Below are 14,213 nucleotides of genomic sequence, written 5' to 3'. Positions count from 1 at the left end.
GGTGAGATCACTCGATGCGTTCCCCCCACCGCATAGCCACGCATCCTCCGGATGCGCCTATCGACGACGACCGCACCGACCGGACCGACTACACCAATCCGTACGACGAACTGGCCGCCCTCGCGTCGAACCCGCTGGAGGAGTTCCTCCACGAGGACAAGAGCGACGGCGACGGTGACACGGCCGAGGCCGAGAAGCCCTGGACGCCGCCCAACCACCGTCGCGGCAGCCGCCGCCGCAACCGCTTCGCGGGGCTTCCGCTCGCCGCGAAGGCGCTGGTCGCGGTCCTCGTCGCCGCCGCGTTCCTCGCGCTCGGCGACCGCTGGGCGCTGCTCTACGCCGAGCACGAGGCCGCGGAGAAGCTCAAGGACCAGATGCACCTGAGCGCGGCGCCCGAGGTCGACATCGAAGGGTTCCCCTTCCTCACCCAGGTCCTCGACAAGCGCGTCGACAAGGTGAAGGTCACCGTCCCCGACGTCGCGGCCGACCGGATCTCGCTCGCGAAGGTCTCCGCGACCGCCACGAACGTCACGATCAACGGCGACGGGCCGACCTCGATCAAGGGCGCGAGCATCGGCGAGATGAACGGCGAGGTCCTGCTCTCCTTCGACGACCTCAACCGTGAACTGGGCGCTTCCCAGGTCACGTTCACCGGCCGCGGCAAGGACGAGGTCCTCGCGCGTGGCACGCTGCCCGTCGCGGGCCACGACCTGAAGGTCCGCGCCGACGCCCGCATCCAGCGCAACGGCGACCGCGGCATCTCCACCGACATCGGTGGCATGAGCCTGCAACTCGGCGACCTGGCGACCTACCGCCCGGGTACGCGCGAGAAGGAGGGCCTGCACCTGTCGCAGAAGTCCGCCGACCGCGTCGCCGAGGAGACGGCGAAGGCGAAGGCGCTGCTGTCCGTCCCGGCGATCGTCGAGCGGCTCGGCGTACCGCGGGGCGTGGTCCGCGAGGCCCTGAAGAGCGACGCCAAGCTCAACGAGCTCACGGGCTCACCGCGCTTCGTGAACGACGTCATGGGCCTGAACCTCATCGACGTGGCGATGGGTCACCCCGAGCTCCTGAAGAAGCTCGGCCTCGACCCCGCTCTCTTGAACGGCCTCTCCCAGCTCACCCGCCCCGTCCTCGCCGACCGCCTCACCCTCGCCTTCCAGCTGCCGAAGCTGCCGGGGGCCGGGACGGTGGCGCTGCGGGACGTGACGGTGGAGAAGGAGGGCATCCGGGTGCGGATCGCGGGTTCGGGGATCGGCGTCGGGCAGTAGGGCTACAGAGCCGGTGACTCCGGCGGCGGTGTCGCCGCCCCCGGCAGCCGTACCGTCGCCACTGTTCCGCCGCCCTCCGCCGCCTCCAGCGTCACCTCGCCGCCCGACTGGCGGACCGTGCGGGCCACGATGGAAAGGCCCAGGCCCGAGCCGGGGAGCGAGCGGGCCGAGGGGGAGCGCCAGAAGCGGTCGAAGACGTGGGGGAGTTCGTCCGCGGGGATGCCGGGGCCGTGGTCCCGGACCGTGAGGCGGCCGCGGTCCAGGGTGACCTCCACCGTGCCGCCGGGCGGGCTGAACTTCACCGCGTTGTCCAGGACGTTGACGATGGCGCGCTCCAGGGCGGGGGGCTCCGCGCGTACGTACCAGGGGGCGAGCTCCGCGGTGATCGTCAGTTCGGGGCCGCGGAGCCTCGCGCGGGCGATGGCGGTCCTGGTGAGGTCGTGGAACGGGATCACCTGGATCTTGCCGCCCGCGTCCCCGTCGCCGTCCCCCGCGCCCGTGTCCGGGCGGGAGAGTTCCTGCAGGTCGCCGATGAGCGCGGCCAGCTCGGTCATCTGGGCGGTGACCGACGCGAGCAGTGCCTTGCGGTCGTCGGGCGGGATGGCCCGGCCCGTCTCCTCGCTCCGTGCGAGCAGCTCGATGTTCGTGCGCAGCGAGGTGAGCGGGGTGCGGAGCTCGTGGCCCGCGTCGGCGATCAGTTGCTGCTGGAGGTCGCGGGAGGACGCCAGTGAGGCGGTCATCGAGTTGAAGGACTCCGAAAGCCGGGCGATCTCGTCGTCGCCCTCCACGGGGATGCGGAGACTCAGGTCCTCGGTGCGGGCCACGTGTTCCACGGCGGCGGTGAGTTGGTCGACGGGGCGGAGTCCGGTGCGGGCCACCCAGAGTCCGGCCGCGCCGGCGCCGAGGACGCCGATGCCGGCGACGACGAGGAGGATCAGGGCGAGGTTGTCGAGCGTGTCGTCGATCTCGCTGTAGGGGCGGGCCACGGAGACGGCGAGCTGGAGCTCGGGGCTGTCCTCCAGCGGGTAGGTGTAGACCCGGTACTTCTCGCCGTTCGCCGCGGTGGTGTCGTGGTACGTCGCGGTGCGCTCGCGCGCGGCCACCGCGCTGTCCGACGCGTCGACCTTGATCGACTGGCGGCCCAGCACGATGCAGTTCGTGCCGTTCTTGGCGACGACCTGGATGATCTGCTTGTAGAGGTCCGGCTGGTCGCGGCCCGGGATCTCGCGCAGACAGCGCGCGCCGCCGGCCACCGCGTCGATGTCGATCTGCTGGATCACCTCGCCCGGCTTCGGGCGATTGCTGCTCAGCGCGTCGTCCAACGAGTCCAGCAACGCGTTGCGCACCACGAACCAACACGTCACCGCCGCCGCGGCGACCGCAAGCGCCACCGCCGTCGCCACCAGCAGCGCCAGCCGCGATCGCAGCGGCAGCCCCCGGAACCGGCGCAGCGCCCTGTTCACTCGCCGCCCCGCAGCACGTACCCGACTCCCCGCACCGTGTGCACGAGGCGCGGTTCGCCGCCCGCCTCCGTCTTGCGGCGCAGGTACATGACGTACACGTCGAGGGAGTTGGACGACGGCTCGAAGTCGAAGCCCCAGACCGCCTTGAGGATCTGCTCGCGGGTCAGGACCTGGCGCGGGTGCGCGAGGAACATCTCCAGGAGCGTGAACTCCGTACGGGTCAGCTCCACCGTCCGCGTACCCCGCGTGACCTCGCGCGTCGCGAGGTCCATCCGCAGGTCGGCGAAGGCGAGCGTGTCGCCCTCCGCGTCCTGCCCGGCCCCGGGCGCGTACGAGCTGCGGCGCAGCAGCGCGCGGATGCGGGCGAAGAGCTCGTCCAGCTCGAACGGCTTGACCAGGTAGTCGTCGGCGCCCGCGTCGAGTCCCGTGACCCGGTCGCCGACGGTGTCGCGCGCCGTCAGCATCAGGATCGGGGTGGTCGATCCCGCGGAGCGGAGCCGGCGCGCGGCGGTCAGGCCGTCCATGCGGGGCATCTGGATGTCGAGGACGACGAGGTCGGGACGGTACGCCGCGGCCTTCTCCAGCGCGTCGGCGCCGTCGACCGCGACCTCGGTGCCGTACCCCTCGAAGGCGAGGCTGCGCCGGAGCGCCTCCCGCACGGCGGGTTCGTCGTCCACGATCAGGATGCGCAGCTGCTCGCGGTCACCGGTGCGGTCGCCTTCGGCGGGGCTCATGGGATGCGGTCTTCCTCGGGTCGGTGGGACGGAACGGGGCCGGTATCGCCGGTATCAGCCTCGCACGCGAGGGGGGCCGGAGCGCTCCAGGTCAGGTCTTCGAGCCCGAGCGGAGCTTGCCGAGGTCGTCCTTGACCGCGTCGATCGGTATGGCGAAGCCGAGACCGACGCTGCCGGAGGACGCGGACTCCGAGCCGCCCTGCGACGAACTGGGAGAGTACATCGCCGAGTTGATGCCGATGATGTTGCCGTTCATGTCGATGAGGGCGCCGCCGGAGTTGCCGGGGTTGAGCGACGCGTCGGTCTGCAGCGCCTTGTACGTGGTCTTCGACGAGCCCGTGTCACCGTTGAACTGGCGCCCGTCGAACTCGAACGGCCAGCCGCCCTCCGGGCTCTGCGGCTGCTCTTGGCCCTCGCCCGTGGCGACCGTGACGTCGCGGTCGAGCGCGGAGATGATGCCGCTGGTCACCGTGCCGGTGAGGCCCTCGGGGGAGCCGATGGCGACGACCTCGTCGCCGACCCTGACATTGTCGGAGTTGCCGAGGGTGGCCGGTTTGAGCCCGGACGCGCCCTTCAGCTGGAGGAGGGCGAGGTCCTTCTTGCTGTCGGTGCCGACGACCTCGGCGTCGTACGTCCTGCCGTCGTTCGTCCGCACCTTGACCGACGTGGCGCCCGCGATGACGTGGTTGTTGGTGACGATCTCGCCGTCGCTCCTCGTGATGACCCCGGACCCCGTCGACTTGCCCTGGGCCGTCGTGGCGCCGACCTCGACGATGCTGGGGCTGACCGCCTCGGCGACCCCGGAGACGGTGCCCTTCTTGCTCGTCGGCACGACGTCGGTGCTGGTCGCCGAGGTGCCGCCGTCCCTGCCGGTGAGCGTCTGCACGGCGTACGCGGTGCCGCCGCCCACCGCGGCCGCCGCTATCGCGACGGCGGCGATGAGGGCCACCGGACCCTTGGCGCGGCGCCGCCGGGGGGCGGGTGCCTGAGGTTCTTCCGGCGCGAAGGCGGGCGGGGGCGGCCACGCGCCGTGCGCGGTGCCTCCCTGCGTACCGCCGTGGTGCACAGGCGCTGACGACTGCTGCTGGGGGTACTCGCCGCTGTGGCGGAAGGTCTCGGTCATGGCTATGAGACTGTCCGCCGTACATGAGAGCTGCCTGAGTACGTCCTGAGAAGCCCGGCAGAAGTGCGTATGCCCGATATAAAGGCGGGCCGCGCGGCTACCGGAAGCGTCCTACTTGCAGCCGCAGGACTGCCGCACGACCAGCCGGGACGGGAACAGCTTCAGCCGCTCACGCCGCGACCCGGCGACCCGGAGTCCGTCGTCGAGGACCAGGTCCACCGCCGCCCGCGCCATCGCGGGCCGGTCCGATGCGACCGTCGTCAGCGGCGGGTCCGTGAGCCCCGCCTCCTTCACGTCGTCGAAGCCGGCCACCGCCAGCTCCCCCGGCACGTCGATGCGCAGCTCGCGCGCCGCCCGCAGGATGCCGATCGCCTGGTCGTCCGTGGAGCAGAAGATCGCGGTGGGCCTATCAGGGCGGGCGAGGAGCTCCAGGCCCACCTGGTACGCGTCGTAGCGGTTGTACGGCGCTTCGAAGAGCCGCCCCTCCACCGACCGCCCGGCCTCCCGCATCGCGCGCCGCCAGCCCTCGACGTGGTCGGAGACGGGGTCGCCGACGGTCGGGGTCTCGGCGGTGCCGCCGACACAGGCGACGTACTCGTGGCCGTGCTCCAGGAGGTGGCGGGTGGCGAGCTGCGCGCCGCCCACGTCGTCCGTGACGACCGCGACGTCGTCGATGGCCTCGGGCCGCTCGTGGAGCAGCACCACGCGCGCGTCCCACGCGTCGATCTCGGCGGCGGCCTGGTCGGTCAGGCCGTGGCTGACGAGGATGAGGCCGGAGACCCGCATGCCGAGGAAGGCGCGGAGGTAGTGCGTCTCGCGCTCCTCCACGTAGTCGGAGTTCCCGACCAGGACCATCTTTCCGCGCTCGGACGCCGCCTGTTCCACGGCGTGCGTCATCTCCGCGAAGAACGGCTGGCGCGCGTCCGGCACGATCATGCCTATGAGGTCCGTGCGCCGCGAGGCCATGGCCTGGGCAACACGGTCGGGCCGGTAGCCCAGCTCCTTGATCGCGGCGAGTACCCGCTCGCGCGTGGCCGGGGCGACCGGCCTGGGTCCGTTGTTGATGACGTAACTGACGACCGCGGTCGAAGTACCCGCAAGTCTTGCCACGTCATCCCGAGTCACCTTGGCCACGCGCGGAGTCTACGCGGATGGAACTACCGCTGGGCAGGGCGTACGGCAGCTTCCTTCTGCTCGCCCCGTGGTGCGGCCGCCTTCGCCTTCTCGGCGTCGGCGGCGCGGTCCGCCTTCTCCGGCGTGACGAAGCGGTAGCCGACGTTGCGGACGGTGCCGATCAGCGACTCGTGCTCGACGCCGAGCTTCGCCCGCAACCGCCGCACGTGCACGTCTACCGTGCGGGTGCCGCCGAAGTAGTCGTAGCCCCACACCTCCTGCAGCAGCTGGGCGCGCGTGAAGACACGCCCCGGGTGCTGCGCCAGATATTTGAGCAACTCGAACTCCTTGAAGGTCAGGTCGAGGACCCGGCCCTTCAGCTTCGCGCTGTACGTCGCCTCGTCCACGGAGAGGTCGCCGTTGCGGATCTCCATGGGGGAGTCGTCGGCGGTGATCGACTGGCGGCCCATCGCGAGCCGCAGCCGCGCCTCGACCTCGGCGGGGCCCGCCGTGTCGAGGAGGACGTCGTCGATGCCCCAGTCCGCGGTGACGGCCGCGAGGCCGCCCTCCGTCACGACGAGGACCAGCGGACAGCCCGGCCCTGTGGAGCGGAGCAGCTGGCAGAGGCTGCGGACCTGCGGGAGGTCGCGGCGCCCGTCGATCAGGATGACGTCGGCACCGGGGGTGTCGACGAGAGCGGGGCCCTCCGCGGGGGCGACGCGCACGCTGTGAAGGAGCAGGCCGAGAGCGGGGAGCACCTCCGTCGACGGCTGGAGGGCATTGGTGAGGAGCAGCAGTGAGCTCACCGCCGACCACCTGCCCGGATCGTCCGACTGTCGTGCACGTTTCGCTCGCCCATAACGTCTGGTTCCTCCTCGGTCCCTGCGAGGACGTTTACGGCACTGCTTCGTACTGCTGGAAAACCGTGCTTTCTGCGGGCCCGCGCCCGGAGCCCCGGAAAGCACGAAAGGACCCGGGGGCTGCGCTGCCCGGATCCTCTGCCCAGCAGAATAGCCCACATGAACTCCGGTCCGGCAGGTCAAGAGGCGCGATCTTCTGTGCCTCCGCTCACTCGCGGTCAGCGCGGCGTTCAGCGGAGGGCCACGCTCCGTACACAGGACGGGGTGGCCGTCGAGGCCGCTCACGACCCCGGGCCCGACCCCTCCGGTGAGCTCGCGATCGTCGTCGCGCACGGCTTCTCGGGGGATCTCGCGCGCCCGCACGTGCGCCGGATCGCGGGCGTCCTCGCCCAGCGTGCGGCCGTGATCACCTTCTCGTTCCGGGGCCACGGCAACTCCGGCGGACACTCGACGGTGGGCGACCGCGAGGTCCTCGACCTGGCGGCGGCGGTGGAGTGGGCGCGGTCCCTCGGGTACGAGCGCGTGGTCACCGTCGGTTTCTCGATGGGCGGCTCGGTCGTCCTCCGTCACGCCGCGTTGCACAGGGGGCGCACGGAAGCGCGGACCGACGCGGTGGTGGCCGTGAGTGCCCCCGCGCGGTGGTTCTACCGGGGGACGGCGCCGATGCGGCGGCTGCACTGGGTCGTCACCCGGCCCGCCGGACGCGCCGTCGGCCGCTACGGACTGCGGACGAGAATCCACCCGCACGAGTGGGACCCCGTCCCCCTTTCGCCCGTCGAGTCCGTCCCGCTCATCGCCCCGACGCCGCTGCTCGTCGTCCACGGCGACCGGGACCCGTACTTTCCGCTCGACCATCCGCGGATGCTCGCCGCGGCCGCCGACGGCGGGGCGGAGCTGTGGCTGGAAGAGGGCATGGGACACGCGGAGCACGCGGCGTCCGACGAGCTCGTCGGACGGATCGCCTCGTGGGCCACGGCATCATGGACGTCGGCAACCGCCGACTGAAAGGAAGGGGAGTCGCATGGTGAACGGCACCATTCGTTACTGGGCCGCTGCCAAGGCGGCCGCGGGCGTCGCCGAGGAGCCGTACGAGGCGGCGACGCTCGCCGACGCGCTGGACGCCGCGCGCGAGCGGCATCCCGGTGAACTCGTCCGGGTCCTGCAGCGCTGCTCCTTCCTGGTCGACGGGGCCCCCGTCGGGACCCGGAGGCATGAGACCGTACGGCTGGCCGAGGGCGGCACGGTCGAGGTGCTCCCGCCGTTCGCAGGAGGATGAGCACCATGTCCGATCAGCCCTATGAGGGGTACGAGGGATACGACGGGTACGCGCCGTATCCGCACCAGCAGTACCCCGGACAGCAGCCGTATCCGGAGGAGCAGCAGCAACAACAGCAGCCTTACCCGGACCAGCAGCAGCAACAGCCGTATCCGGACCAGCAGCAGTACTACGCGCAGCAGCAGCAGTACGGGCACGACCAGTACGGCCGGGACCAGTACGGGCGGCCGTACCCCCAGCAGCAGTACTACGCCGAACCCCAGCAGCAGTACGGCCAGGAGCACCACACCCAGCAGTGGGAGGGGCAGACCTGGGAGACGCAGGTGGGCCACCAGGCGCCCGCAGCGGTGGACGTGACGGAGACCGCGTACCTGCCGCCGCAGAGCGCCGCTCCCGAGCCCGCGCCGGAACCGGAGCCCGGACCCGCCCCCGCCGCCGGCGACGCGTCCTCGTACGGGCCCGCCACCACCACCGGCAACCCCCGCATCACCGACGCCCAGCGCGCCCGCGCCGAGGGCCGCTCGCCGATCATCGAGCCGGGGATGCAGCCCGCCGCGCTGACCGCCGTGCTCGGGCTGCTGCTCGCGGCGGGTGCCGCCGTCGGGCAGTACGCGCTGCTCGTACCGCTCGTGCTCCTGCAGGCCGTGACCGCCGCCGGATGGTTCCGGCTCAACGGCATGTGGCCCGCGCGGCAGGGCATCGCGCTCGCCTTCCTCGGCGGTGTCGTCGCGGACGTCGCGCTGCTCGCCGTCGGCAAGGAGGACGCGCCCGCCGCCGTCCTCGGCACGCTCGGCGTGTGGGTGCTGCTCGTCCTCGTGCTGCAGCTGCGCAGCCACGCGGGGGCCGACGAGCGGATGTACGGGCTGATGGCCACGGTGGTCTCGTCGGCGCTCGCGATCGTCGCGGCCGGGCACCTCGCGGCCGCGGCCGACGCGGTGACCGTGGGCGGCATCGCCGTCGCCGTCGCGATCCTCGCCCGCGCGCTGCCGCTGCCCACCGCCGCCTCCGTGATCGTCGCGCTGCTCGCGGCCGCGGGCGCCGGGATCGCGGTCGGCGGGACGACGGAGTACGGCAGCGAGGGCGCGCTGCTCGCGCTCGGCGCCGGGGTCTGCGCGCTGATCGGGCACCGCGTCGCCAGCTACGACTACCCGTCGCGCTTCGTGCACATGACCGCGGGCGTCGCGCTGCCGCTGGCGGCGGCCGCCCCGGCCGTCTACGTCCTCGGACGTGCCATCGGCTGATCGTCACAGCTGATCGACAGGTCCCCCGCCGGGCTCTGTGGCGGGGGACCTGTCCTTTAGGCTCGCGGAAACGAACAGTTGACCTCGGGGGACCAGGTGGGGGAACACCGGACATGAGCAAGCGCGCCATACGCATACTTCTGATCGTCGTCGTGATCCTCGGCGGTCTCTTCGTGGCGGCCGACCGGCTCGCCGTGAACTTCGCCGAGGGCGAGGCGGCCGACAAGATGCGCACCAGCGAGGGGCTGAGCGAGACGCCCGACGTCTCCATCAAGGGCTTCCCCTTCCTCACCCAGGTGATGGGCGGTGAGCTGGACGACGTGGAGGTCGGCATCAAGAACTACGACGCCAAGTCCGGCTCCGACTCCATCCGCATCGCCGACCTCACCGCCCACATGAAGGGCGTCGAGTTCTCCGGCGACTACAGCTCGGCGACCGCGGCGACCGCCACCGGCACCGCCCACGTCTCGTACGACGAGCTCCTGAAGGCCAGCAGGTCCGAGCCCGTCGAGCTGCCGCTCGGCGCGACCGGCAAGGTCGTCGGCCTCTCCGACGGCGGCAACGGCAAGATCAAGGTCGAGGTCGAGGTCAGCAAGGGCGGCGCGAAGCTCCCCAAGCCCGTCCACGTGCTCAGCTCGGTCCGCGTCGAGGGCGACAACATCCGGGTCCACGCCGACCGGATCCCCAAGAGCCTGAACGTCCTCGGCGTCTCCATCCCGCTCCCCGAGGGCACGGCCCGCAACGTCACCGACTTCGACCAGAAGGTCGAGGACCTGCCCGCCGGCATCAAGCTGGAGAAGGTCGAGGCGGCACCCGACGGCGTCGACATGACGGTGTCCGGCTCCCACGTGCGCCTGGCGGGCTGACCCGCTCCTCCGAAGGTCTCGTCCGCAGTACGAGACGGACGCGTCCGGGGTGCGGATGCGGCAGGGGTACGGGACAGTCCGCGGCGGCTCCGGGGCGGCCGCGGGCTTCAACGATTCCCACATCATGGATGATCGCGTCTCAGTATGCGGAGTGCCGGTGACACGGCCGCCCCTCCGTCCCTACGATCGGACCCATGCACCGACAGGCGGACCTCACGAAGCGGCGGGCAGTGGACCTGTGCCGCGTCGCCGCCATGCTCTGTCGCACCTTCTAGCGGGACGCCCCATCCCCGCGTTTCCCCCGGCCTTTCGACGCCATCCGTCAGGGCCTCCCCGTGCGTACGTACGCCGTGCCTCCCCGCACCTCCCGTACCCCGCACGCCCCTTTGCACCGCCGTAACTGCCCCGGAGGAGAGAAGCATGAGCCGCAGCGACGTCCTGGTAGACGCCGACTGGGTCGAGGCCCACATCGAGGACCCGAAGGTCGTCATCGTCGAGGTCGACGAGGACACCTCCGCGTACGACAAGAACCACATCAAGAACGCGATCCGCATCGACTGGACCAAGGACCTCCAGGACCCGGTCCGGCGTGACTTCATCGACCAGGAGGGCTTCGAGAAGCTCCTCTCGGCGAAGGGCATCGCCAACGACTCCACCGTCGTCCTCTACGGCGGCAACAACAACTGGTTCGCGTCGTACGCCTTCTGGTACTTCAAGCTCTACGGGCACCAGGACGTGAGGCTCCTCGACGGCGGCCGCAAGAAGTGGGAGCTGGACTCCCGCGACCTGGTCGACGGCTCCGAGGTCCCGAACCGCCCCGCCACCCAGTACAAGGCCAAGCCCCAGGACACCTCGATCCGCGCCTTCCGCGACGACGTCGTGGCGGCCATCGGCTCGCAGAACCTCGTCGACGTGCGCTCGCCCGACGAGTTCAGCGGCAAGCTGCTCGCCCCGGCCCACCTCCCGCAGGAGCAGTCGCAGCGCCCCGGCCACGTGCCGAGCGCCCGCAACATCCCGTGGTCGAAGAACGCCAACGACGACGGCACCTTCAAGTCCGACGAGGAGCTCAAGGCCCTCTACGAGGACGAGCAGGTCGACCTGGCGAAGGACACCATCGCCTACTGCCGCATCGGTGAGCGTTCGGCCCTGACCTGGTTCGTCCTGCACGAGCTGCTCGGCCAGACCAACGTCAAGAACTACGACGGCTCCTGGACCGAGTACGGCTCGCTCGTCGGCGTGCCGATCGAGCTCGGCGCCAACAAGTAAGACCCTCGACCTCTCTTCCCCCTCAGGAGTACCCATGTGTGGAGCAAAGGCCGGCGGCCCCGACGCTTCGACGATCAAGCCCGGTGAGACGACGATCCAGGGCCAGGTGACCCGCGACGGCGAGCCCGTCACCGGTTACGTGCGTCTGCTCGACTCGACCGGCGAGTTCACCGCCGAGGTCCCGACCTCGGCCACCGGACAGTTCCGCTTCTACGCCGCCGAGGGCACGTGGACCGTCCGGGCGCTGATCCCCGGCGGCACCGCGGACCGTACGGTCGTCGCCCAGACGGGCGGTCTGGCGGAGGTCGCGATCGCGGTCTGAGTCACACAACGCGGTCCGCACGCCGCGCCGAGAACGGCTGAAGGGCCGCACCCCAGGGGGTTGGACGCCACTGGAACGGGGTGCGGCCCTTCGGCTGCGTCCCTTTCCCTTCGGCTATCTCTGTCGCCGGCGTTTGCCGTCCAGCTCGTCCCACCACTCGTCGGACTTCCGGTCCCCGCTGGGGTCGTCCCACCAGCGGTCGTCCGGGCCTCGGCGGTTCGCCGTCATCGCGGCCAGCGGCGGGATCACCATCGCCACGACGCACATCCCGACGGCCACGGGAATCGACCAGAGCCGCACGACACCCCAGGCCAGGACGAACAGACCGACGCAGGTCCCCATCATGGCGAAGTACAGACGGCGCCTTCGCGCGTACATACACCCAGCGTACGTCCGGAGGGACCTCACAGAGAGGGACGGGCGCCGCCCGACTACAGTGGGACCGGCTCTGATACCTGCCCCGACCGCTCACCGAGGAGCACCCCGTGCTTGAGGCCTTCTTCTCCGCCCTGCTGGTTCTTGTCTGCGTCGGCGTTCTCGCGTTCGCCGGGCTGACCGTGAAGAAGCTGTACCAGGGCCAGCGCTGACCCCCGCCCCCGTCACCTCCACAGATCGCCTGAGCTTCCCATGATCGAGATTCCGTCCGACCTGAACCCCGACCTCGTCCCCCTCGCCTGGCTCCTCGGCAACTGGGCGGGCGCGGGCGTCACCGACTTCCCCGGCGCCGAGAAGGCGAACTTCGGCCAGGAGGTCTCCTTCACGCATGACGGCCGGGACTTCATCGAGTACCGCTCGTACAGCTGGATCCTCGACTCCGAGGGCAACAAGGTGAAGCCCCTGGAGACCGAGTCCGGCTTCTGGCGCATCTCCGCCGCCGAAGGTGACAAGGGCCCGCGCCAGGTCGAGGTCGTCATGGTCCGCGACGACGGCGTCGTCGAGGTCTGGTACGGCGAGCTGGCCGACAAGAAGCCGCAGATCGACCTGGCCACCGACGCCGTCGCCCGCACCGCGGCCTCCGGCCCGTACACCGGCGGCAAGCGCCTCTACGGCTATGTGAAGGGCGACCTGATGTGGGTCGGCGAGAAGCAGACCCCCGAGGTCCCGCTGCGGCCCTACATGTCGGCCCAGCTGAAGAAGGTCGTCACCCCCGAAGAGGTCGCGGACATGGCCCGCAACCTCGGCGATCTCCCCGACGACGGCATCGCTTTCTTCAAGTAGACCTAGACTTACCGGTGTGGCGAGCACCGACTCCGACTCCGACTGGAAGAGCGACCTGCGTCAGCGCGGCTACCGGCTGACACCGCAGCGACAGCTTGTCCTCGAAGCCGTCGACACCCTGGAACACGCGACCCCCGACGACATCCTCTGCGAAGTGCGCAAGACGGCGTCGGGGGTCAACATCTCCACGGTCTACCGCACCCTGGAGCTCCTGGAGGAGCTGGGCCTGGTCAGCCACGCCCACCTCGGGCACGGCGCGCCGACGTACCACCTCGCTGACCGGCACCATCACATCCACCTGGTCTGCCGGGACTGCACGGACGTCATCGAGGCCGACACCGAGATCGCCGCGGAGTTCACCGACAAGCTGCGGAAGACCTTCGGGTTCGACACCGACCTGAAGCACTTCGCGATCTTCGGGCAGTGCGGGAAGTGCCGGAAGGCGACCCCCGACCAGAAATAAAAGCGGCGCCCCGCTGGTCGTAGTCTTTGTGAACATGAAGAGCCCCTTGTTGTCCCTGCCCGGCGCCGTCCCCGCCGAGGGCGTGGACGAAGGCGTCGCCGCCCACTACGGCGAACTGTTCCGCGAGCAGCGCGCCCTCGCCGACGGCACCGGTTTCGTCGACCTCTCGCACCGCGGCGTGGTCACCGTCACCGGCTCCGACCGGCTGAGCTGGCTGCACCTGCTGCTCACCCAGCACCTCAGCGAGCTGCCCGCGGGCCAGGCCACCGAAGCGCTGATCCTCTCCGCCAACGGCCACATCGAGCACCACCTCTCCCTCGTCGACGACGGCGAGACCGTCTGGGCGCACGTCGAGCCCGGCACGCAGGACGCACTCATCGCGTACCTGGAGAGCATGAAGTTCTTCTACCGCGTCGAGGTCGCCGACCGCACCGCGGACATCGCCGTCGTGCACCTGCCCGCCGGTTCCATCGCGCCGGTCCCGGACGGCGTCGTCGTACGCGAGACGGCGCACGGCCGCGACCTGTTCCTGCCGCGCGCGGACCTGGAGACGTACGCGGAGGGGAACGGCCCCGCCGCGGGCCTTCTCGCGTACGAGGCGCTGCGCGTCGAGACCCACCGGCCGCGCCTCGGCTTCGAGACCGACCACCGCACCATCCCGCACGAGCTGGGCTGGATCGGCTCCGCGGTGCACCTGCAGAAGGGCTGCTACCGCGGCCAGGAGACGGTCGCCCGCGTCCAGAACCTGGGGAAGCCACCGCGCCGCCTGGTCTTCCTGCACCTGGACGGCAGCGAGGTGCACCTGCCGGTGGCGGGCACTCCGCTGCACCTGGCGAGCGAGGGCGTCGAGGGCCGCAAGCTCGGCTTCATCACCACGGCCGTACGCCACCACGAGCTCGGGCCGATCGCGCTCGGTCTCGTGAAGCGCAACGTGCCGGTGGACGCCGGGCTGGTGGCGGGGGACACGGCGGCGGCCCAGGAAGTGGTCGTGGAGCCGTAG

General features: G+C 70.9%; 17 protein-coding genes. 11 read left to right on the top strand and 6 right to left on the bottom strand.

The window, feature by feature from the left end:
- Positions 1–14: 14 nt before the first annotated feature.
- On the top strand, positions 15–1,268 hold the full coding sequence (locus tag DEJ49_RS16675; RefSeq protein WP_150184859.1) for a DUF2993 domain-containing protein: 1,254 nt from the start codon (positions 15–17) through the stop codon (positions 1,266–1,268).
- A 2-nt stretch (positions 1,269–1,270) separates the two neighbouring features.
- Here the strand turns inward: DEJ49_RS16675 and DEJ49_RS16670 are convergent, their stop codons facing one another.
- From DEJ49_RS16670 to DEJ49_RS16650, 5 genes are all read right to left on the bottom strand, one after another.
- Positions 1,271–2,731, bottom strand: coding sequence for a sensor histidine kinase (locus DEJ49_RS16670; RefSeq protein ID WP_150184858.1), 1,461 nt, complete (start codon positions 2,729–2,731; stop codon positions 1,271–1,273).
- The gene (locus DEJ49_RS16665; protein ID WP_150184857.1) at positions 2,728–3,465 is read right to left on the bottom strand and encodes a response regulator transcription factor; all 738 of its coding nucleotides are present in this window, start codon (positions 3,463–3,465) and stop codon (positions 2,728–2,730) included. Before DEJ49_RS16665 ends, DEJ49_RS16670 begins: the two co-directional genes overlap by 4 nt.
- Positions 3,466–3,556: 91 nt before the next feature.
- Complete coding sequence (locus tag DEJ49_RS16660; protein ID WP_150184856.1) at positions 3,557–4,588, bottom strand: S1C family serine protease; 1,032 nt, start codon at positions 4,586–4,588, stop codon at positions 3,557–3,559.
- Between the two features lie 111 nt (positions 4,589–4,699).
- Complete coding sequence (locus DEJ49_RS16655; protein ID WP_150184855.1) at positions 4,700–5,722, bottom strand: LacI family DNA-binding transcriptional regulator; 1,023 nt, start codon at positions 5,720–5,722, stop codon at positions 4,700–4,702.
- A 23-nt stretch (positions 5,723–5,745) separates the two neighbouring features.
- The gene (locus DEJ49_RS16650; protein WP_150184854.1) at positions 5,746–6,507 is read right to left on the bottom strand and encodes a response regulator transcription factor; all 762 of its coding nucleotides are present in this window, start codon (positions 6,505–6,507) and stop codon (positions 5,746–5,748) included.
- Between the two features lie 213 nt (positions 6,508–6,720).
- Here DEJ49_RS16650 and DEJ49_RS16645 point away from each other — a divergent pair, with 213 nt between their 5' ends.
- The 7 genes from DEJ49_RS16645 to DEJ49_RS16620 all read left to right on the top strand — a co-directional run bounded on the left by DEJ49_RS16645 (position 6,721) and on the right by DEJ49_RS16620 (position 11,532).
- The gene (locus tag DEJ49_RS16645; protein ID WP_150184853.1) at positions 6,721–7,566 is read left to right on the top strand and encodes an alpha/beta hydrolase; all 846 of its coding nucleotides are present in this window, start codon (positions 6,721–6,723) and stop codon (positions 7,564–7,566) included.
- 16 nt (positions 7,567–7,582) lie between these two features.
- Positions 7,583–7,837, top strand: coding sequence for a MoaD/ThiS family protein (locus DEJ49_RS16640; protein ID WP_150184852.1), 255 nt, complete (start codon positions 7,583–7,585; stop codon positions 7,835–7,837).
- A 5-nt stretch (positions 7,838–7,842) separates the two neighbouring features.
- Positions 7,843–9,078, top strand: coding sequence for a hypothetical protein (locus tag DEJ49_RS16635; protein ID WP_150184851.1), 1,236 nt, complete (start codon positions 7,843–7,845; stop codon positions 9,076–9,078).
- A gap of 113 nt (positions 9,079–9,191) precedes the next feature.
- Positions 9,192–9,944, top strand: coding sequence for a DUF2993 domain-containing protein (locus tag DEJ49_RS16630; protein ID WP_150184850.1), 753 nt, complete (start codon positions 9,192–9,194; stop codon positions 9,942–9,944).
- Positions 9,945–10,138: 194 nt separating this feature from the next.
- Positions 10,139–10,219 carry a putative leader peptide gene (locus DEJ49_RS36980; protein WP_350893136.1) on the top strand — a complete coding sequence of 27 codons (81 nt, stop codon included), beginning with the start codon at positions 10,139–10,141 and terminating at the stop codon, positions 10,217–10,219.
- 145 nt (positions 10,220–10,364) lie between these two features.
- Complete coding sequence (locus DEJ49_RS16625) at positions 10,365–11,210, top strand: sulfurtransferase (RefSeq protein WP_150184849.1); 846 nt, start codon at positions 10,365–10,367, stop codon at positions 11,208–11,210.
- A 34-nt stretch (positions 11,211–11,244) separates the two neighbouring features.
- Positions 11,245–11,532, top strand: a complete 288-nt coding sequence (locus DEJ49_RS16620; RefSeq protein ID WP_030784848.1) for a DUF1416 domain-containing protein — start codon at positions 11,245–11,247, stop codon at positions 11,530–11,532.
- Positions 11,533–11,646: 114 nt separating this feature from the next.
- Here the strand turns inward: DEJ49_RS16620 and DEJ49_RS16615 are convergent, their stop codons facing one another.
- A complete protein-coding gene (locus tag DEJ49_RS16615) occupies positions 11,647–11,910 on the bottom strand; it encodes a DUF3099 domain-containing protein (RefSeq protein WP_150184848.1) in 264 nt (87 codons plus the stop codon).
- A 249-nt stretch (positions 11,911–12,159) separates the two neighbouring features.
- Between DEJ49_RS16615 and DEJ49_RS16605 the strand changes: the two genes are divergently transcribed.
- From DEJ49_RS16605 to DEJ49_RS16595, 3 genes are read left to right on the top strand one after another with little or no spacing between them, the layout of a single operon-like run.
- A complete protein-coding gene (locus DEJ49_RS16605; RefSeq protein ID WP_150184847.1) occupies positions 12,160–12,750 on the top strand; it encodes an FABP family protein in 591 nt (196 codons plus the stop codon).
- Positions 12,751–12,766: 16 nt separating this feature from the next.
- Positions 12,767–13,213 (top strand): Fur family transcriptional regulator, encoded by a 447-nt coding sequence (locus tag DEJ49_RS16600; RefSeq protein ID WP_150184846.1) that lies wholly within the window; start codon positions 12,767–12,769, stop codon positions 13,211–13,213.
- A gap of 34 nt (positions 13,214–13,247) precedes the next feature.
- On the top strand, positions 13,248–14,213 hold the full coding sequence (locus DEJ49_RS16595) for a YgfZ/GcvT domain-containing protein (protein WP_150184845.1): 966 nt from the start codon (positions 13,248–13,250) through the stop codon (positions 14,211–14,213).

The organism is Streptomyces venezuelae, assembly GCF_008642335.1.
Taxonomy (GTDB): Bacteria; Actinomycetota; Actinomycetes; order Streptomycetales; family Streptomycetaceae; genus Streptomyces; species Streptomyces venezuelae_F.
The sequence above is the reverse complement of the archived record's forward strand: the minus strand, read 5'-3'. Positions and strand labels throughout refer to the sequence as shown.